15 protein-coding genes and 1 tRNA gene are annotated in these 18,657 nt (G+C 68.5%); 8 read left to right on the plus strand and 8 right to left on the minus strand.

Features of this window, described 5'->3' with window-relative positions; genetic code table 11:
- From ACEN9J_RS01925 to ACEN9J_RS01945, 5 genes are all read right to left on the minus strand, one after another.
- The gene (locus tag ACEN9J_RS01925) at positions 1 to 2,325 is read right to left on the minus strand and encodes a hypothetical protein (protein ID WP_261206910.1); all 2,325 of its coding nucleotides are present in this window, start codon (positions 2,323 to 2,325) and stop codon (positions 1 to 3) included.
- 118 nt (positions 2,326 to 2,443) lie between these two features.
- The gene (locus tag ACEN9J_RS01930) at positions 2,444 to 3,727 is read right to left on the minus strand and encodes a PucR family transcriptional regulator (RefSeq protein WP_057595721.1); all 1,284 of its coding nucleotides are present in this window, start codon (positions 3,725 to 3,727) and stop codon (positions 2,444 to 2,446) included.
- Positions 3,728 to 3,877: 150 nt separating this feature from the next.
- Positions 3,878 to 3,951: transfer RNA gene (locus ACEN9J_RS01935), tRNA-Gly, on the minus strand.
- A 57-nt stretch (positions 3,952 to 4,008) separates the two neighbouring features.
- Positions 4,009 to 4,632 carry an FMN-binding negative transcriptional regulator gene (locus ACEN9J_RS01940; RefSeq protein WP_413763139.1) on the minus strand — a complete coding sequence of 208 codons (624 nt, stop codon included), beginning with the start codon at positions 4,630 to 4,632 and terminating at the stop codon, positions 4,009 to 4,011.
- Between the two features lie 9 nt (positions 4,633 to 4,641).
- Positions 4,642 to 5,400 (minus strand): hypothetical protein, encoded by a 759-nt coding sequence (locus ACEN9J_RS01945; RefSeq protein WP_413763140.1) that lies wholly within the window; start codon positions 5,398 to 5,400, stop codon positions 4,642 to 4,644.
- A gap of 137 nt (positions 5,401 to 5,537) precedes the next feature.
- Here ACEN9J_RS01945 and ACEN9J_RS01950 point away from each other — a divergent pair, with 137 nt between their 5' ends.
- Positions 5,538 to 5,915, plus strand: coding sequence for a VanZ family protein (locus ACEN9J_RS01950; RefSeq protein ID WP_413763141.1), 378 nt, complete (start codon positions 5,538 to 5,540; stop codon positions 5,913 to 5,915).
- Positions 5,916 to 6,158: 243 nt separating this feature from the next.
- Positions 6,159 to 6,443, plus strand: coding sequence for a hypothetical protein (locus tag ACEN9J_RS01955; RefSeq protein WP_057595717.1), 285 nt, complete (start codon positions 6,159 to 6,161; stop codon positions 6,441 to 6,443).
- A 93-nt stretch (positions 6,444 to 6,536) separates the two neighbouring features.
- Here ACEN9J_RS01955 and ACEN9J_RS01960 read toward each other — a convergent pair whose 3' ends face one another.
- From ACEN9J_RS01960 to ACEN9J_RS01970, 3 genes are all read right to left on the minus strand, one after another.
- On the minus strand, positions 6,537 to 8,006 hold the full coding sequence (locus ACEN9J_RS01960) for an IS1182 family transposase (protein WP_413761731.1): 1,470 nt from the start codon (positions 8,004 to 8,006) through the stop codon (positions 6,537 to 6,539).
- Between the two features lie 107 nt (positions 8,007 to 8,113).
- Positions 8,114 to 9,439: an oxalate/formate MFS antiporter gene (gene oxlT / locus ACEN9J_RS01965; protein WP_296727389.1), complete on the minus strand. Its 1,326-nt coding sequence runs from the start codon at positions 9,437 to 9,439 to the stop codon at positions 8,114 to 8,116.
- A 211-nt stretch (positions 9,440 to 9,650) separates the two neighbouring features.
- Positions 9,651 to 10,475 carry a ferritin-like domain-containing protein gene (locus ACEN9J_RS01970; RefSeq protein ID WP_057595715.1) on the minus strand — a complete coding sequence of 275 codons (825 nt, stop codon included), beginning with the start codon at positions 10,473 to 10,475 and terminating at the stop codon, positions 9,651 to 9,653.
- 266 nt (positions 10,476 to 10,741) lie between these two features.
- On the opposite strand from ACEN9J_RS01970, the gene alaS reads away from it, so the two are divergent.
- From alaS to ACEN9J_RS02000, 6 genes are all read left to right on the plus strand, one after another.
- Entirely contained in the window at positions 10,742 to 13,726 is a 2,985-nt protein-coding gene (gene alaS / locus ACEN9J_RS01975; protein WP_413763142.1) for an alanine--tRNA ligase, read from the plus strand.
- A gap of 19 nt (positions 13,727 to 13,745) precedes the next feature.
- Positions 13,746 to 14,762: a 2-dehydropantoate 2-reductase gene (locus tag ACEN9J_RS01980; protein ID WP_413763143.1), complete on the plus strand. Its 1,017-nt coding sequence runs from the start codon at positions 13,746 to 13,748 to the stop codon at positions 14,760 to 14,762.
- Between the two features lie 52 nt (positions 14,763 to 14,814).
- Positions 14,815 to 16,071, plus strand: coding sequence for a D-amino acid dehydrogenase (locus tag ACEN9J_RS01985; protein ID WP_413763144.1), 1,257 nt, complete (start codon positions 14,815 to 14,817; stop codon positions 16,069 to 16,071).
- Positions 16,072 to 16,259: 188 nt separating this feature from the next.
- Positions 16,260 to 17,243 carry a Bug family tripartite tricarboxylate transporter substrate binding protein gene (locus tag ACEN9J_RS01990; protein WP_261207045.1) on the plus strand — a complete coding sequence of 328 codons (984 nt, stop codon included), beginning with the start codon at positions 16,260 to 16,262 and terminating at the stop codon, positions 17,241 to 17,243.
- 7 nt (positions 17,244 to 17,250) lie between these two features.
- Complete coding sequence (locus ACEN9J_RS01995; RefSeq protein WP_057595710.1) at positions 17,251 to 18,066, plus strand: SDR family oxidoreductase; 816 nt, start codon at positions 17,251 to 17,253, stop codon at positions 18,064 to 18,066.
- A gap of 33 nt (positions 18,067 to 18,099) precedes the next feature.
- The gene (locus ACEN9J_RS02000) at positions 18,100 to 18,648 is read left to right on the plus strand and encodes a cupin domain-containing protein (protein ID WP_261207050.1); all 549 of its coding nucleotides are present in this window, start codon (positions 18,100 to 18,102) and stop codon (positions 18,646 to 18,648) included.
- Positions 18,649 to 18,657: the final 9 nt, after the last annotated feature.

Here is an 18,657-nt window from a genome sequence, read left to right on the forward strand (position 1 = left end):
TCAGGGCGCGTAGGCCGCCGAGCGGCAGGGCGCGCCGCCGCAGACGTCGACCACCTTGCCGGTGCTGCGCAGGAACTCCGACTTCTGCTGCCGCGCGGCCGGCGTGGCGCGCGGATCCTCGTGCGGATCGCTGCCGGCCGTGGGCGCGAGGTTGTCCTGCGGCGGGGGCGGCAGCCGGCCCGGGCCGCTGTCCCACACCACCATCGCGGAACCGTCGTAGCCGCCGGCGCCCAGGTCCATGCACGAGAGCTGGAAGTAGGGCACCGCGTCGGGATGGCGGCCGCTGGCCGTGGCCGGGCAGTAGAGCCTGGCGCCGATGGTGCGCGCCTCGACCTCGGCCGACCACATCGTGACCTGGTGGTCGCCGAAGGCCACGTGCATCAGCACCTTGTGCGCCGGCGTGCCGGGCAGCGGCTTGTCGGTCATCGCCTGCGCATAGCCGCTGGCCTCGGCGCGGTCCCACAGCGTCTGCCACAGCGAGAAGATGAACTGCTGGTCGAGGCTGTCGGGGTAGGCGGCGTAGACCATGGTCGCGAACTCGGGGAAGTCCGCGCTGCGCTCGAGCAGCAGCGAGTAGTTCATGCCGGGCACGCCGAGCACGCCGCGGTGGATGTCCTGCGCCACGCTCATCAGCATGCCGCCGAGGATGCCGCCCTGGCTGTTGCCGTCGTAGAACAGCTCGCTGGTGTCGAGCACGCTGCGCGGCGTGGTGCCCATCTGGAAGGCGGCATTGCTGCCGAAGCCCTTGGCGCTTTGCATCGCGCGGCCCAGCATCAGCATGTTGAGCACGCCCTGCTGCGTGGTGTCGAAGGGCACGCGCGCGTTCGACAGGTCGAAGAAGCCGAACACCGACGGCACGATCTCGGTCTGCGAGAAGCCGTACCAGTTGGTCGCGCAGAACACGAAATTGTGCTCGTTGCTCATGTCCTTCACGTTGCTGGCATTGACCTCGGTCGGCTTGCCGAACAGGCCGTGGCCGTACAGCGAGATGCGCGCGGGGTTGATGCTGCCGTCGGGGTTGAGCGCCGCGCGCGGGATGTTGCAGATGAAGGGCACGGTGAGCGTCGAGCGGCCGTCCCACACGGGGGTGTCGTAGACGCCGGGCGAGGCCGAGGCGTAGCGGAAGCTCTCCAGCGGCAGCGGCCGGTCGCCCAGCGTGTCGAAGGCCGCCTTGACGGCCGGCACCGACAGCGCGCCGCCGCCGAGGTAGGGCGCCACGGCGGCGATCACCGGCGTGATGTCGGCCGTGCCGGTCGTGGGAGCCGCGACGAAGCTCGGCACCGTGAGGGTGCCCTCGATGTGGCGCGCGATGCGCGCGTCCTGCGCGGGCGTCAGGTCCTGCACCGTCGTCACCTTGAAGCCGGGCGTGCCGTCGGTGAGTGCCGCGAAGCCGGCATCGCGGATCGCGAGCATGCGGCCCGTGATGCTGCGCTGCGAACCCACCGTGAAGTCCCAGGCCAGGTAGAGCGGCTCGCGCGCCACGCCCGCGCGCTGCAGCGTCGAGAGGATGCTCTCCATGTGCGCTCGGCGATCGTTCACGAAGCCCAGCGCGCTCTCGTGGCGGTCGCGGTAGATGCGGAACGCGGGCCCGGCCTCGATGGCCTTGCCGGCGGCATCCTTCATGTTGCGCATCGCCACGATGTAGCGATGGCCCCACTCGAGGTTCTTCGCCACGCGGATATTGAGGCTCTGGCGGTCGGGCGCGCTGACGTTGTTCTTGTCGAGTTCGACCCAGATCAGCTTGCGCTCGAGCGTGTCGGCATCGATCAGCACCACGGGCGCGTCGACCTTGAGCGAAGCCGAGAGATCGCCGATGCCCGGCGCGCCGGTGCGCGCGAGGTCCACGCCCGGCACGCGCGTCACGATCATCGCGCCCGGCGAGAAGCCGTCGTTGCGGTTCCATTCGGTGGTGTCGATCGGCTTGTTGCGCACCACCTCGCTGCGCGGCATCGAGGCCGTCTGCAGATTCAGCCGGCGGCCGGTGTCGGTGCTGGCGTCGGCCACCGTGTAGTAGTCGTTGGGAAACGGCAGCATGCAGTGCGCGGGATCGAGGAAGTCGCAGCGCTGCGCCGTGTCCGCCGTGCCGGCGGGCAACTGGGCATCGATGCTCGCGAGCATTGGCGGGTCGGACGGCGGATTGCCGGTGCCCGGTCCCGAGGCGGGCGGCAGGCCGGCGAAGCCGAGGCCCGATCCGCCGCTGCCGCCGCCGCAGCCGGCGAGCACCGCCGCGGCGGCCAGCAGCGCGGTGCCGGCCAGTGTGCGCCAGCGGGTCGGGTGGGGGAAGGGTGGGCGCGCAGGGGCCTGCGCGCGGTCGGGCATCGGCATGGGTGTTCGTCTCCGTCGTGTTGTTGGGATGCGGCTCGCGCACTCTACGGAGGCGTTGCCGCGCGCGCCATTGGCAAGGTGCCCTGCCGGGCTGTGCATCTGCACAAGGCGGCCGCGGTCAGTGCAGCGACGGATTGGCGCCGCGGCCCAGGCGGCGCTGGCGCAGCGCGAGGTACATCCGCGAGAGCCAGGCCATGTCGTCCAGCCGCGCGCCGAGCAGCGACTCGATGTGCGCGAGCCGGTGCAGCAGCGTGTTGCGGTGGATGCCAAGCGCGGCCGCGGTCGCCTTGTGGTTCTGCCGGTGGTCGAAGTAGCTTTCGAGCGTCTCGAGCAGCGGCGGCTCGGCCGCGAGGGCCGCGATCATCTCGTTGCACAGCGCCGAGACCTCGGAGGACTGGCGCATCAGCGTGTCGAGCGCGAATTCGGAATAGCAGAAGCTGGCGTCGTTGCGGCGCAGGCGCTGCCCCATCTCGATCGCGGCCAGCGCCTGCTCGGCACTGCCGCGCCAGCCCGCGGCGCCCTGCGACGGCAGCCCCAGGCCCGCCGCCTCGATGCTCGGGCGTAGCCGCATCGCCTGCTCGATGCTCGCGAGCAGCCGGCGCTCGCGCGCATCGGCCGCTTCGCCGGCCGGCGCCGGCAGCCAGGCCACCCAGTGGCCGCGATGCAGCGCCAGCGCGACCGGTCCCAGGTCTTCGCGCACCGCCGCGGCCACCGCCTCCAGCACCCGCTCGCCGGCCTCGGGCGTGGTCGGCTCCAGCGGCATCGGCCGCAGCGCCAGCGCCACGTGCGGCTGGTCGGCCTGGATGCCCAGCGCCTGCGCCGCGTCGTCGAAGGCGCCGACCCAGGTCGGATCGAACACCGCCGCGGCCAGCCGGGCCTGCATCTGCGCCTTCCAGCGCATCTCGCGCGTGTGCTCGGCCAGGTAGGCATCGCTCACCGTGCGGCTCAGCAGGTCGCTGTAGTACAGCAGGAAGGGTGAGACGCGGAACAGCACCTCGTCGCACAGCGCGGGATGCGGCCGCACGTGCGCGAGCAGCGCGTCCATGTAGACGCGCGTGCCGGTGCGGTAGGCCTGCAGCAGCGCCGACAGCGAGAGCGCCTGTGCGTGGCGGCGCTGGCTGAAGCGGCCGATCCATTGCAGGTCGTCGTCGTGCGGCTTGTCACGGATCAGCAGCGCGTCGTACCAGAGTTCCGCGTTGCGCAGGCCGACGCGGTAGACGTCGTGCGCGAGCGCCTGGCCGAGCGCGCCGTATTCGGGAATGCTGCCGCGCAGCGTGTCGAGCATGCGCGTCGAGAGGTTCGGGCTGTCGCGGCGCAGTTCGCGGACCAGTCCGCGCAGCCCGAGCGACAGCGGTTCCATCGCGGGCAGGCTCATGCGCTCGGGCGTGGGCGAGTTTTCCATGCGGGATTTGTCTCCATCCATCTCTTCGTGCCGTGCCGCTCGGATGGCGGCTGGCCGCCAGTGTCGGGCGGGGAGGAGAGCGGGCGCAAGAGTGCTTGCCAGAAGCACGACGGGCCGCGTTGCGCGCCCGGGGGTCAGGGGTCAGGGGTGTGGAGCGGGTGAAGGGAATCGAACCCTCGTATGAAGCTTGGGAAGCTGCCGTTCTACCATTGAACTACACCCGCGTCGGGGGCGGATTCTAACGTCAGTCCGAAGGTGGGGCAGTACGCCCAGGGCCAAGGTCACCGCTTGATGAGCCCACCCACGACCCGCGCCGCCAGCGACACCTCCCCCTCCAGGTTCCGCACCAGACTCTCCCGATCCGCCTCGGTGCGCTGCTGGGAAAGAAACCGCTTGCCGGTCAAGGCCTCGATCTCGATCTCGAAGCCCACGAGCCGCCGTGCCGTCTCGCCGAGGAATTCGGGCGATGCGTCCTCCACCGACCAGGGCTGCGGTCGTCCCGCCTCCTGCGACGCGGTCAACGCCGCAAGGTGGGCGCGCATCCAGTCGGCGTCGTCGATGAATCGCAGCCGCCCTTGCGCCTGCACCGCCACGTAGTTCCAGCTCGGCGCATTGCGGCCGCTGCGCTGTCCGTTGACGTACCAGCGCGGGGAAATGTAGGCGTTGGGGCTCTGGAAGACGGCGGTGACCTCGGTCTCTCCCGGGTCCTGCGTCCACAGCGAATGGCTTCGCGCCACGTGGCCCGACAGCAGGCCATGCGCGCCGCGGTCCGAGAGGTGCAGGGGCAGCAGGTTCGCGTCCATCTTCCCCGAGCGGGCGACGACGACGGTGGCGAGCGGGTAGTCGCGCATGAGCCGGTGCAGCTCGTGGCGCTCGGTCATGGCGAACAGCGGTTGGACGTGCATGGGGTCTTGCTACTTCGCCCCGTTGACCAGCGCCTGCACCGTCGCACGCGAAATCGCTGCGATGTGGGCATCGATCGCCGTCACCACCGGCTGGAACTCGGCCTGGTTCAGCTGGTTGAAATCCTTCGGTTCCGCGAAGTCCTTGAGCTGCCGTACGCGTCCCGCCTGCAACGTCTTCAGCGGCTCGTAGGCCGAGAGCTCGATCGGCGGGGCGATGGCGAAGACCTTGGCCTCCATCGCGGGCACGGCGAAATAGCGCGTCGAACCGAGCATGCTGCGCGTGAAGAGTCCCGAATTGGCCATGTGGCTTTCGGCGCAGGGGCCGCCGCTGCACTCCATGCGCGTCAGGGTGCGCTTGCCCTCGACGACGACGACCGCCGCGATCTGCTGTTCCTTGAGTTTCTGCGTTGCCCAGGCCTGGGCCGGATTGGCGCGCCAGCCGTCGTTCTGCGAGACGGCGAGCGCATTGACGCTGGTGGTGGCGTAGTTCGTGAGCCGCACGACCTGGAAGCCGGCTCGCTCGAGGTCGGCCGTGAAGATGTCGTAGGTCCGCGACGTGGGGTTCCACGGAAACTGGTGGCTCGTCGCGAAGTTGGTGAAGACGGTGGTGCCCACGTGCATGTGCTGCGCGGGCGCCGGCATGTTGACGAGCAGGCCGACCTTCGCGCCCTTGGGCAGCTTGCCGGCATCGGGTGGAACGGGGGGCGCGGTGGTGCAGCCCACGAGCGCGGTGGCAAGCATGGCCAGGGCCAGAAGCCGTTTCAGCATCGGTTGTCTCCTCGTGTTCTTCTTGTGGCGAATGCGCCCGGATGCGGGCACGCGCGATTCTGCGGGGACGTTGCGCGCGAGGGCAAGCCGCAGCTGTCGTGGGCGGCACAATCGAGGGCTTTGCTACAGGAGATGGCGTGAGCCGACCGGAGATCTTTTCGCATGCGGCCCTCGCCGGCCCGCGCAAGTGGCGCTGGCTGCTGGCCCTCACGATGCTCGCGGTGCTCGTGCTGAGCCTGCTGCCCCAGAACGTGCCGATGCCGACCACCGGTTGGGACAAGTCCAACCACCTGCTGGCCTTCGCGACGCTCGGCGGCCTGGGCTGCTGGTCATGGCCCGGGCGACTGCGTTTCGTGTTGCCGGCGCTGCTGGCCTATGGCGGATTGATCGAGGTGCTGCAGTCGTTCACGCCCGATCGCTCGGCGGAGTTCGAGGACCTGCTGGCGGACGCGATCGGGCTGCTGGTCGGCGCGGCCGTCGCGGCCTTCCTGGCGAAATGGCAACAGCGGATCTGAGACCCAAAAAAACACCCGCCGAAGCGGGTGAGGTGAGCATGTAGCTCAGGGGGAGGGAGGATTCGAGCGAAGTTTCCGATGAAAACAAAAGTTTAACGTCGGTACTTTCCCTGCCCTCATGCCGGCCGCGATTCCGTGAACGATTCCCTCGTGTCTACGCCCGCGTGGCGCATGAGACTACAGACCGCCGCCGCCCGGCGGCCAAGGATGGCTCCATCGCATCACATCCGAAAGGAGCTTCCCATGATGTTCGACTTCCTTCGTTCGAGCCCGACCGCCTACCTGAAGCGCGCAGCGACGCTGCTCGAGGAGGCGCAGATGGCGCGCATCGAGCACCAGGCCGCGGCCGAGCACCACAGCGCGCTGGCGCGCATGTACGCCGAGCGGGTGCGGCGCCTCGAGAGCGAGCTCTACCGGCCGCAGCCCTCCAGCGGTGCGGATGCGCCCAAGGTGTCCGAGGAGCGCCCGCAACCTCAGCTCTACTCGCTCGATGCCGGCCGGCGTGCCGGTGCGACCTCGGCGAGCTGACACTGCCCGCAGAAAGAAGACAAAACGGCCGCTGATGCGGCCGTTCAGGCTGCTGACGAACCCCATGTTTTCCGGAACATGGGGTTTTGTCTTTCAAGCGAAGCCGATTTCTGCGCGGCGCTCGCCCCATCGAGCTGCAACGAGGTCCGAGCAGGCCTGGATGCGCTGTTGCGCAGTCAGAACGCGCCTGCGATGACGTAAAAGCGCCCTCAGACGCGCCAGCAGCAGCGCGATCTTCTTGATGTTCTGCGCAGCCGCCGCCAGCAAGCACTGCTCGGCCACCTTGCGCAGCCCTCGCATGCGTGCGTAGCGATGCCCGTGCAGCTGCTTGGCATCGGCGAAGCTGCGCTCCACCGTCTCCTTGCGCCGCGCATACAGGCGCTTGCCCTCTTCGGTCAGACGCCTGGTGTCCACCCGCTCCTTGGCCCACTCCCAGACGTGGCGCACCACCACCTTCACCGCATTGGCGCTGCTCGTGCACTGCCCGCGCAGCTCGCAGCGTCGGCAGATTGCCGGATCGGACTTGTACTCGCGATAGCCCACCCGGCTGGTCGTGCTGTACGCCAGCGCCTGCCCCGCCGGGCAGACATACTCGTCGCGGTAGCGGTCGTATTCGTACTGGCGCTTGTAGAAGGTGCCCGGCTTGTGGGTCGGCGTGCGGTAGCCCATTACCCCGGCGATGCCACGCGTCTCCAGTCCCTGGCAGATCGCCGGTGTGAAGTAGCCCGCATCCAGGCCCACGGCCTGCACCTGCAGGCCGAAGCGCTCTCGCTGATGGTCCAGCCGCCCCAGGTACGGCTGGCTGTCGTGCACCGAGGCCGGCGTGACGTGGGTGTCGGTGATGATGGCGTGCTTGGCGTCGACCGTGCGGTGGTCCAGGTAGAAGAAGCCTCGAGGCTTGTCGTCGCGCACCATGAAGCCGCTGTCGGGATCGGTGCGGCTGCGCTTGACTTCCTTGCTCGGCGGCGGGGTATCGTCGTCATCACGCTTCAAGGGCTTCTTGCCCTGCGCGGCGCGATCCGCATCGACCGCCGCGTCCAGCGCTCCCAGGTAGGCCGAGGGTGTCTGCTGGACCTGCACGAGGTCGAACTTGTTCTTGTTGGCGTTGGCCTTCAGGTGGGTGCTGTCGGTGTACAGCACCCGGCCATCGACCATGCCGTGGCCGATGGCCTGGCGCACGATCTCGTCGAAGATCTCCTGGTACACGGTGGTGTCGCTGTAGCGGCGGCGCCGGTTCTGCGAGAAGGTGGAAGCGTCGGGGACCTTGTCGGTCAGGCGAAAGCCGGCAAACCAGCGGTAGGCCACGTTGACCTGCACTTCGCGCATCAGCTGCCGCTCGCTGCGTACGCCGAACAAGTAGCCCACCAGCAGCAGCTTGAACATCACGACCGGATCGAGCGCCGGGCGGCCGTTGTCGGCGCAGTACAGGTGAGCGACCTTGGCCCGGATGAACTCGAAATCGATCGCCGCTTCGATCTTGCGCAGCAAGTGGTCCTGCGGCACCAGCATCTCCAGCGTCACCATCTCGAGTTCTTGCTGCGCGGGGGTGGGGCTCTTGAGCATCCCGCCATTTAAAAGCACAAAGCCCTCGCCGGGGGCGAGGGCTTGGGGTTTGTCAGCAATCTGAACGGCCGCTGATGCGGCCGTTTTTCTTTGGGGTGGAAACGTCTTCAGTTGCGCGCGGCCGCCGCCGCGTTCGCGGCCTCGATGGTGCGCCGGCGCAGCGGCGCCAGTACCAGCTTGGCCGCGATGCCCGAGGCGATCGACACCACCGCGACCAGCAGGAACACGCGGTCCCAGTTGCCGCCCGCGGCCAGCACGGTGCCCAGCGGCACGAACAGCGAGGCGGTGCCCTTGGCCGTGTACATGGTGCCGGCGTTGCCGGCGGCGTTCTTGATGCCGAAGGTGTCGGCCACCAGCGCCGGGAAGATCGAGTAGATCTCGCCCCAGAACAGGAACACCAGCGCCGCGAAGGTCATGAAGGCCACCGGCTCGTGGCCGTACTGGCGCAGGCCCAGCAGGGCCAGGCCCTCGCCGATGAAGACGATCAGCATGGTGTTCTCGCGACCGATCTTGTCCGACACGAAGCCGCACAGCGGCCGCGTGAAGCCGTTGGCCAGGTTGTCGATGGCCAGCGTCATGGTCAGCAGGGGCATCGACAGGCCGAGGAAGTGCATCGGCATCTTGTCGATGTGGTAGTCCTTGGCGATCGGGCCGATCTCGGCCGTGGCCATCAGGCCGCCCGCGGCCACCAGCACGAACAGCAGGTAGGTGAGCCAGAAGACCGGGGTCTTGACCATCGCGGCCGGCGTGTAGTCGACCTTGGTCATCACCAGGCGGGTCTGCGCGATGACGCCGCTGGGTACGAAGGGCTTCACCATGAACATCGACATCACGAAGATGCAGGCGCCCTGCAGGATGCCGAAGTACAGGAAGGTGTGCTCGTAGCCCGAGGTCTGGATCATGTTGGCGATCGGGATCACGGTGATCGCCGCGCCGGCGCCGAAGCCAGCGGCCGTGAGGCCCGCGGCCAGGCCGCGGCGGTCGGGGAACCACTTGAGCGCGTTGCCCACGCAGGTGCCGTAGACGCAGCCGGCGCCGATGCCCGAGATCACGGCCGCGGCGTAGAGCACCGGCAGGCTGTCGGCGTAGGCGTTGATGATCCAGCCGCAGGCCGCGAGGATCGCGCCGCCGGCGATCACCGGCCGCGGGCCGAAGCGGTCGACCAGCCAGCCTTCGATCGGCACCAGCCAGGTCTCGACCACGACGAAGACCGAGAACGCGATCTGGATCGCGGCCAGCCCCCAGTGGTGCTTGGCCTCCATCGGTGCGACGAACAGGGTCCAGCCGTACTGGACGTTGGCGATCATCGCCATGCAGACGATGCCCAGCGAGAGCTGGATCCAGCGCGTCGAGGGTTTGCGGGTGGTGGAGGAAGCCGAGGCGGCGCGCGGCGCGCTGCTGCTCTCCACGGCGATGGGCGAGGGAGTGGTCATGACGAACCTGTCCTTTGTCTCTGGGCGAGTCTGTAGTTATGGAAGGTGCTCGGAGCCTTCGCATGGATGGCTTCCGAAACGGTTTCCACTGTCGGAGCGTTCGCCTCAAAAACTCTTGACGCGCGTCAATTTCATGCCGATGGCGGCATGCTCGTTGTCCCTTATTCGCTGTCGTGAATGGATGGCCGCGCGGGCCTGCATGCACCGCGCTTCAGCGCAGGAACACGTGCTGCATGAACTGCTGGATCGGGTACTGCACCACCGTCTGCACGCGCGCCGGCAGCTCGAGCGGACGCATCAGCATCTTGAGCGTGGCGCCCGGGCTCAGGTGGGTGCGGATGGTGCGGTTCATGGTGGCGCCGAGGCCGCGCACGTAGGCGGCATCGTCGGCGCGCTCGGGCGAGCGCGCGCGCACCACGTGGCGGATCGCGCAGTCCGCGTCCTCGCTCTTGAGTTCCAGCGTGCGCCGGCCGATGGTGCCGAGCACGCGGAAGCGGCCCAGTCCTTCCTGCTCGCGGTAGCGGCGGAAGAAGCGATAGAAGTGCTTGTAGTGGTTGACCTCGTCGGTCGCGATGCGGGTCGCGAGGTCGTGCAGCACGGGCTCGTCGGTGCTGCGCGCCATGGCCTTGTAGTAGGTGGCGGTGCCGGTCTCGACCACGCAGCGCGCGCTCATCTCGAGGCCGCGCGTGGGCGCCAGCAGCTCGACCTTGCAGTAGGTGGCGTACTCCTCGAGGAAGCCGCGGTAGGCCTGCTCCCAGGGAAACTCGGGCCAGACGTACTCGACGTAGGCGCGCAGCGCCTTGCCGTGCTGCAGTTCCTCCTGCTCCCACTGGGTGCTGAGCCAGGCGGTGACTTCCTCATCGCCACGAAAGAAATCGACCAGGTTGTGGGTGTAGAGGTCGGAACCGCTTTCGATGAAGGAGGCGGCGGCCACCAGGTAGAAGAGGTTCTCGTCGCTGCGCACCCTGTCGAGCGCGATGCGCGAGAAGTCGAGGTCTTCGATCGTCCAGTGCGCTTCCGCCTCGTGGCTTGCCATGCGTGTTCCTTGATTCATGTCCAGATGAATAGGAGGGGGCCGGCCGGTTTTGGTTCTCGCCGGTCCCCGGGTTCGCGTCAGGGCACATATTAGCCCCGCGCCAGGGAGCGTGCAGCGGGAGATTGCATCCGGCCGGGCCGCCCGGCGGGCGCCAAACCTATAATCGATTGTTCAAGCAAATCAAGCAGTTAGGCCGGTTCGCCGCAGTGGGTTCGACATGAGGGTCGCCATCGCCGCGCCGCCCTCGACAGAAGACGAATCCAAAGATGAGCCAGCCCACATTCACTGTCGCGGACATCCGCAAGACCTTTCTCGATTTCTTCGCCTCCAAGGGCCACACGGTGGTGGCCTCGAGCCCGCTGGTGCCGGGCAACGACCCGACGCTGATGTTCACCAACTCGGGCATGGTGCAGTTCAAGGACGTGTTCCTCGGCGAAGACAAGCGCCCCTACGTGCGCGCCGCCTCGGTCCAGGCCTGCCTGCGCGCCGGCGGCAAGCACAACGACCTCGAGAACGTGGGCTACACCGCGCGCCACCACACCTTCTTCGAGATGCTGGGCAACTGGAGCTTCGGCGACTACTTCAAGCGCGAATCGCTGCACTGGGGCTGGGAGCTGCTCACGCAGGTCTTCAAGCTGCCGCCCGAGCGCCTGCTGGCCACGGTCTACCACGAGGACGACGAGGCCTTCGACATCTGGACCAAGGAGATCGGCCTGCCGCCCGAGCGCGTGATCCGCATCGGCGACAACAAGGGCGGCAAGTACAAGTCCGACAACTTCTGGATGATGGCCGACACCGGCCCCTGCGGCCCGTGCTCCGAGATCTTCTACGACCACGGCCCGCACATCCCCGGCGGCCCCCCGGGCAGCCCGGAGGAAGACGGCGACCGCTTCATCGAGATCTGGAACCACGTGTTCATGCAGTTCGACATGCAGGACGACGGCAGCGTCGTCAAGCTGCCCGCGCCCTGCGTCGACACCGGCATGGGCCTGGAACGCCTGGCGGCGATCCTGCAGCACGTGCACAGCAACTACGAGATCGACATCTTCGATGCGCTGATCAAGGCCGCCGCGCGCGAGACCGGCGAGAAGGACCTCGCGAACAACTCGCTCAAGGTGATCGCCGACCACATCCGCGCCACCGCCTTCCTGGTGGCCGACGGCGTGATCCCCTCGAACGAAGGGCGTGGCTACGTGCAGCGGCGGATCATCCGCCGCGCGATCCGGCATGGGTACAAGCTGGGGCAGAAGAAGCCGTTCTTCCACAAGCTGGTGCCCGAACTCGTGAGGCTTATGGGCGCGGCCTACCCCAAGCTGGTGGCTGATGAAAAGCGCATCACCGACACGCTAAAAGCCGAGGAAGAGCGCTTCTTCGAGACGCTCAGCTCGGGAATGGAATACATCGACCGAGTAACTTGGGAAATGGTGGCCTTGATGCACCTTCAAATGGAGACGGGTGCTACTTCGGTAGGCCGCGAGGTCTCTTCTTCATTCGAGTCTTCGCGTTCATTTAGATTTGATGCCGTTCTCGAGACAAGCTCGAAAGAAGGTCTTGCGATTGAGTTCAAGAGTGCCAAATTCCGACTTCGTGATCTGGAAAAAGTGCAGGCGATATCCGCTTTCGCCGAAGCACTGGATGGGTCAAGATGCGCTCGCGGTGTTTTTGCCATTGTGGGAAGTGGGGAGGCACCCCCGATTGATAAGTTGCGGCTTTCGCCGCATGGCAAGCAAATCGAAATTCGTGTTTATTCTCCCGAACTGCTTCGAGTACTGGCAGAGGCGTACAACACGCACTTGTCGGGAGAGGCTGCGTTCTATCTTCACGATACCGCTGGCTTCCCTTTGGACTTGACTCAAGACGTTTGCCGAGAGCGCGGCATCACAGTCGACGAAGCCGGCTTCAATGCTGCTATGGAAAAGCAGAAGGCAGCCGGCCGCGCTGCCGGCAAGTTCAAGATGGAGCGTGCCGTCGAATACGCTGGCGCGGGCAACACCTTCACCGGCTACGAAAGCCTGGAGGAAAGCGCCAAGGTCGTCGCGCTGTACTTCGAAGGCGCGGCCGTCAGTGAACTGAATGAAGACCAGAGCGGCATCGTCGTGCTCGACACCACCCCGTTCTACGCCGAGAGCGGCGGTCAGATTGGTGACCAGGGCTTCATCTCGGCCGAGGGCGTGCAGTTCGGCGTCGAGGACACGCTCAAGATCAAGGCCGACGTCTATGGCCACCACGGCACGCAGACCCAGGGCACGCTCAAGGTCGGCGACAGCGTCAAGGCCGCGGTCGACGGCGCGCGCCGCGCCGCCACCATGCGCAACCACTCGGTCACCCACCTGATGCACAAGGCGCTGCGCGAGGTGCTCGGCGGCCATGTGCAGCAGAAGGGCTCGCTGGTCGATGCCGACAAGACGCGCTTCGACTTCGCGCACAACGCACCGGTCACGCGCGAGCAGATCCTCGAGATCGAGCAGCGCGTGAATGCCGAGATCCTCGCCAACGCCGCCACGCAGGCGCGCGTGATGGACATGGAATCGGCCCAGAAGACCGGCGCGATGATGCTGTTCGGCGAGAAGTACGGCGAGACCGTGCGCGTGCTCGACATCGGCTCGAGCCGCGAACTCTGCGGCGGCACGCACGTGGCACGCACCGGCGACATCGGCCTGTTCAAGATCGTGAGCGAAGGCGGCGTGGCCGCCGGCGTGCGCCGCGTGGAAGCCATCACCGGCGCCAATGCGCTGGCCTACCTGCAGGACCTCGAATCCACCGTGCACAGCGCGGCCGCCACGCTCAAGGCGCCGGCCGCCGAGCTGCAGGGCCGGCTGGCCCAGGTGCTCGACCAGGTCAAGGCGCTCGAGCGCGAAGTCGGCTCGCTCAAGGGCAAGCTCGCCTCGTCCAAGGGCGACGAGCTGCTGGCGCAGGCCATCGAGGTCAAGGGCGTGAAGGTGCTGGCCGCCAAGCTCGACGGCGCCGATGCCAAGACGCTGCGCGACACCATGGACAAGCTCAAGGACAAGCTCAAGAGCGCCGCCATCGTGCTGGCCGCGGTCGACGGCGCCAAGGTGCAGCTCGCGGCCGGCGTCACGGCCGACGCGATGGGCAAGGTCAAGGCCGGCGAGCTCGTCAACTTCGTGGCCCAGCAGGTGGGCGGCAAGGGCGGCGGCAAGCCCGACCTGGCGATGGCCGGCGGCACCGATGCCGCCGCGCTGCCCGCGGCGCTGCAGTCGGTGCAGGCCTGGGTGAGCGAACGCCTCTGATCCCGCGGAAACCGTCGCGATGACCGACACGGTGCCCGGCGAAGTCCTCGTGATGGGCGCGGGCACCATCGGCTGCTTCGTCGGCGGCAGCCTCGCGGCGGCCGGCGTGCCGGTCACCTTCGTCGGGCGTGCGCGCGTGCTGCAGGCGCTGGCCGCGCAGGGCCTGGCCCTGACCGATCTCGAAGGCCGCAGCCACCAATTGCCGGCCGAAGGCCTGCACCTGGTCGACCGGGTCCCCGGCGGCATCAAGCCCGCGCTGGTGCTGCTTGCCGTGAAGAGCGGTGCCACCGCCGAGGCCGCGGCCGAGCTGGCCTTCTCGCTGCCCGCGGGCACGCTGGTGGTCTCGCTGCAGAACGGGGTCTCGAATGCCGCGGTCGCGTCCGAGGCCGGCCCCACGCTCAACGTGGTGCCGGCGATGGTGCCCTACAACGTCGCCGAGCTCGGCCCCGGTGCCTTCCACCGCGGCACGCCGGGCCGGCTCGCGGCGCGCGACGACGAGGCGCTGCGGCCCTGGCTGCCGGTGTTCGAGCGCGCCGGCGTGCCGCTCGACCTGCATGCCGACCTGCGGCCGATCCAGTGGGGCAAGCTGCTGATCAACCTCAACAACCCGGTCAATGCGCTGTCGGGCCTGCCGCTGCGCGAGCAGCTGATGCAGCGCGGCTACCGGCGCTGCTTCGCGGCGCTCATGGACGAGGGCCTGCGCGTGCTGCGCCAGGCCGGCATCGCGCCGGCCCAGGTCACGGCCGTGCCGCCGCGCCGGCTGCCGGGCGTGCTGCGGCTGCCCGACTGGCTGTTCCGCATCGTCGCCGCGCGCATGCTGCGCATCGACGCCAAGGCGCGCTCGAGCATGGCCGACGACCTCGCGCTCGGCCGGCGCACCGAGATCGATGCGCTCAGCGGCGAGATCGTGCGGCTGGCCGAGGCCTGCGGCCTGGAGGCGCCGCGCAACGCGCGCATGGTCGAGTTGCTCGAGGCCTGGCCCGCGGCGCGGCAGCGCTTCTCGGCACGGCAGTTGCAAGACGCTTTGAAGCTGTAAGTCGGCCGCTGTACCCTCGCGGCATGCCGGCTTCGGCAGCGGGAGGTCTTCGATGCGGATCCTGGTCCTGGGCAGCGGTGTCATCGGCACCTCGGTGGCGTATTACCTGGCGCGCGACGGCCACGAGGTGACGGTGCTCGAGCGCCAGCCGGCGCCCGCGCTCGAAACCAGCTTCGCCAACGCGGGCGAGGTCTCGCCCGGCTATTCGGCGCCCTGGGCCGGGCCCGGCGTGCCGCGGAAGGCCGTCAAGTGGATGCTGATGCAGCACAGCCCGCTGGTCATCAAGCCGATGCTCGACCCGGCCATGTGGCGCTGGGGGCTCGCGATGCTGCGCAACTGCACGCAGGCGCGCTACGAGCTCAACAAGGCGCGCATGGTTCGGCTGGCCGAATACAGTCGCGACTGCCTGAAGGCGCTGCGCGCCGACACCGGCATCGCCTACGACGAGCGCATGCAGGGCACGCTGCAGCTGTTTCGCAGCCAGCAGCAGCTCGACGGCAGCGCCAAGGATGTCGAGGTGCTGAAGGCCTCGGGCGTGCCCTACCAGCTGCTCGACCGCGACGGCTGCGTGGCGTACGAACCCGCGCTGGCCGCGGTGCGCGAGAAGTTCGTCGGCGGCCTGCGGCTGCCGGGCGACGAGACCGGCGACTGCTTCAAGTTCACGCAGGCACTCGCGGTGCTGGCCGAGGGCCACGGCGCCAGCTTCCGCTTCGGCGTGAACATCGAGGCCATCGAGCACGACGGCGGCGGCGTGACCGCGGTGCGCACCGATGCCGGTCGCTTCGTCGCCGACCGCTACGTGCTCGCGCTCGGCAGCTACTCGCCCGCGCTCGCCAGGCCGCTGGGCATCGACCTGCCGGTGTACCCGGTCAAGGGCTTCTCGATCACGGTGCCGATCGCCGACCCGACGGGCGCGCCCGAATCCACCGTGATGGACGAGACCTTCAAGGTCGCCGTGACCCGGCTCGGCGAGCGCATCCGCGTCGGCGGCACGGCCCAGCTCTCGGGCTTCGACCTGCGCCTCGATGCCGGCCGGCGCGACACGCTCGAGCACGTGGTGACCGATCTCTTTCCGCGCGGCGGCGACGTGGGCACGGCCAGCTTCTGGACCGGCCTGCGCCCGATGACGCCCGACGGCACGCCCGTGATCGGCGCCTGCCGCATCCCGAACCTGCTGCTGAGCACGGGCCACGGCACGCTGGGCTGGACCATGGCGGCCGGCACCGGCCGCGTGATGGCCGACCTGGTCGGCGGGCGTGTGCCCGCGATCGACATGGAAGGGCTGACGGTCGCGCGCTACGGCAGCTGAGCAGCGCTGCTTCGACGCCAGGGCAGGGCGGTTCCGAGAGGAGCCGCCCTGTTTTTGCATGCGCAAAGTCGACTAGGGTTTCTACCTAGATATGAAGTTGTCCTGATCGTTATCCTTCGTGGCGTTCCATTAATAAATCGTTGTTTCATTAGTAAAACAAGCAGCGATCCACCCGGACCCACGAATCCATGCCCCTCACTCGCCGCCACGCCCTTGCCGCCGCCGTCTGCGCGGCCGCCGCCAGCGCCACCGGGTCCGCCTGGGCCGACGCCTATCCGGCCAAGCCGATCACGCTGGTGGTCGCCTACCCGGCCGGCGGCGACACCGACGCGCTCGCGCGGCTGTTCGCCGAGAAGCTCGCCACGCGCGTCGGCCAGCCGGTGCTGGTCGACAACCGGCCCGGCGCCAGCGGCATCATCGGCAGCGCCTTCGTGTCGAAGGCCGCGCCCGACGGCTACACGCTGCTGCTCGCGCCCAGCACCTTCTCGATCGCGCAACTGGTGCTCAAGACCGGCGGCACCTCGGGCTACGACGTGCTCGCGGGCTTCACGCCGATCGTGCAGACCGGCAGCCAGCCGCTGTTCCTGGTGGCCGGCGCCGGCAGCGGCTTCGCGAGCCTGAAGGACGCGGTGGCCGCGGCCAAGCCGGCCAAGCCGCTCGGCTACGCGAGCCCGGGCAGCGGCTCGCCGATGCACATCCTCGGCGAGATGTTCGCGCGCGCCTCGGGCGCCAGCCTCGCGCACGTGCCCTACAAGGGCGTGGCGCCGGCGGTCAACGACGTGCTCGGCGGTCACGTGCCCGTCACCTTCATCACGCTGGGCCCGGTGGCGCCGTACTTCGCCAACGGCAAGCTGCGCGCGCTGGCCGTGGCCTCGGCCCAGCGCACGCCGCTCGCGCCCCATGTGCCCACGCTGGCCGAGCAGGGCTACAAGGACGTCGAGGTGACGGCCTGGAACGGCCTCTGGGGCCCGCGCAACCTGCCGCCCGAGATCGTGAAGACGCTCAACGGCCACTTCAACGAGATCCTGAAGATGCCCGAGATCGTCTCGCGCATGGCCGTGCTCGGCACCACGCCCGTGGGCGGTGAGGCCGAGGTGCTCGGCAAGACCAATGCCGCCGACTACGCGCGCTTCGGCAAGGTCATCAAGGAGCTCGGCATCCAGGCCGACTGAACCCGCCATGACCGAACTCAAGACCACCGCCGATCCCGCCAGCCTGCAGGCGCTGCTGGCCGAACTGCCGGCCAACCTGCTGGCCGGCCGCCGCGTGCTCGTCACCGGCGGCGCGCGCGGCCTCGGCCTCGCGTTCGCGCAATGCATCGCCGCGGCCGGTGCCGGCGTGGTGCTGGCCGACATCCTCGGCGAGCAGGCCGAAAGCGAAGCGAAGGCGCTGCGCGACGCCGGCCGCCAGGCGCATGCGCTGGCCATCGACCTCGCGGACCCCGCCTCGATCGAGGCCGGCGCCGCCGAGGCGATCCGGCTGCTCGGCGGGCTCGACGGCCTGGTCAACAACGCCGCCATCACCAATTCGGGCGGCCGCGACGCGCACCAGCTCGAGATCGACACGTGGGACCGCGTGATGGCCGTCAACGTGCGCGGCAGCTGGCTCATGGGCCGCGCCTGCCGCGCGGCGCTGGCCGACAGCGGCCGCGGCGCCGTCGTCAACCTCGCTTCCGACACTGCGCTGTGGGGCGCGCCCAACCTGCTGGCCTATGCCTCGAGCAAGGGCGCGGTGATCTCCATGACGCGCTCGCTGGCGCGCGAATGGGGCGGCGACGGCATCACGGTCAACGCCGTGGCGCCCGGCCTCACGCTGGTCGAGGCCACCGAGTACGTGCCGATGGCGCGCCACCAGAAATACCTCGAGGGCCGCGCCATCCCGCGCGAACAGCAGGCGGCCGACGTCTGCGGCGCCACCGTGTTCCTGCTCTCCGGCCTCGCGCGCTTCGTGACCGGCCAGCTGCTGGCCGTGAACGGCGGCTTCGCGATGCACTGAATCCCTTCCTCTTCGACCCAGGAGTCCCACACCATGAGCGATCTGTCCGAACAGCAAAAGATCAACGATGCCGGCGGCAACAGCCTGGCGCAACCCGCGGGCAGCAGCCTCGCCGAGTGGATGGACAGCCGCATCGCGCGCTATTCGACCCGCAAGTACGACTGGGACGCGCTGAAGTTCCAGGCCGATTTCGATCCCAAGTTCCGCCGCGCCCAGATGCGCTACGTGGGCACGGGCGGCACCGGCGTCGCCAAGGACGTCAACACCGTGCCGGCCGAGCACTTCACCTTCTCGACCATGGTGATCCCGGCCGGCCACGAAGGCCCGCCGCACCTGCACACCGACGTGGAGGAAGTGTTCTTCCTGATCCGCGGCAAGCTCAAGGTGGTGATCGAGAAGGACGGCGAGCGCTTCGAGACCATCATGACCGACCGCGACCTGATCTCGGTGCCGCCCGGCGTCTACCGCGAGGAGATCAACATCGGCGACGAGGACGCCCTGATGTGCGTGATGCTCGGCGCCAAGAAGCCGGTGACGCCGACCTATCCGGCCGACCACCCGCTGGCCAAGATCAAGCGTTGAGCACGGCGG

The sequence above is a fragment of the Variovorax sp. Varisp41 genome (genome assembly GCF_047325085.1).
GTDB lineage: Bacteria > Pseudomonadota > Gammaproteobacteria > Burkholderiales > Burkholderiaceae_C > Variovorax.

What these genes read in the sequence shown, in the direction of transcription:
- ACEN9J_RS01925 (WP_261206910.1), bottom strand. Translation starts at nt 2,325, where the DNA reads ATGCCGATGCCCGACCGCGCGCAGGCCCCTGCGCGCCCACCCTTCCCC.
- ACEN9J_RS01930 (WP_057595721.1), bottom strand. Translation starts at nt 3,727, where the DNA reads ATGGAAAACTCGCCCACGCCCGAGCGCATGAGCCTGCCCGCGATGGAA.
- ACEN9J_RS01940 (WP_413763139.1), bottom strand. Translation starts at nt 4,632, where the DNA reads ATGCACGTCCAACCGCTGTTCGCCATGACCGAGCGCCACGAGCTGCAC.
- ACEN9J_RS01945 (WP_413763140.1), bottom strand. Translation starts at nt 5,400, where the DNA reads ATGCTGAAACGGCTTCTGGCCCTGGCCATGCTTGCCACCGCGCTCGTG.
- ACEN9J_RS01955 (WP_057595717.1), top strand. Translation starts at nt 6,159, where the DNA reads ATGATGTTCGACTTCCTTCGTTCGAGCCCGACCGCCTACCTGAAGCGC.
- ACEN9J_RS01960 (WP_413761731.1), bottom strand. Translation starts at nt 8,006, where the DNA reads ATGCTCAAGAGCCCCACCCCCGCGCAGCAAGAACTCGAGATGGTGACG.
- oxlT (WP_296727389.1), bottom strand. Translation starts at nt 9,439, where the DNA reads ATGACCACTCCCTCGCCCATCGCCGTGGAGAGCAGCAGCGCGCCGCGC.
- ACEN9J_RS01970 (WP_057595715.1), bottom strand. Translation starts at nt 10,475, where the DNA reads ATGGCAAGCCACGAGGCGGAAGCGCACTGGACGATCGAAGACCTCGAC.
- alaS (WP_413763142.1), top strand. Translation starts at nt 10,742, where the DNA reads ATGAGCCAGCCCACATTCACTGTCGCGGACATCCGCAAGACCTTTCTC.
- ACEN9J_RS01980 (WP_413763143.1), top strand. Translation starts at nt 13,746, where the DNA reads ATGACCGACACGGTGCCCGGCGAAGTCCTCGTGATGGGCGCGGGCACC.
- ACEN9J_RS01985 (WP_413763144.1), top strand. Translation starts at nt 14,815, where the DNA reads ATGCGGATCCTGGTCCTGGGCAGCGGTGTCATCGGCACCTCGGTGGCG.
- ACEN9J_RS01990 (WP_261207045.1), top strand. Translation starts at nt 16,260, where the DNA reads ATGCCCCTCACTCGCCGCCACGCCCTTGCCGCCGCCGTCTGCGCGGCC.
- ACEN9J_RS01995 (WP_057595710.1), top strand. Translation starts at nt 17,251, where the DNA reads ATGACCGAACTCAAGACCACCGCCGATCCCGCCAGCCTGCAGGCGCTG.
- ACEN9J_RS02000 (WP_261207050.1), top strand. Translation starts at nt 18,100, where the DNA reads ATGAGCGATCTGTCCGAACAGCAAAAGATCAACGATGCCGGCGGCAAC.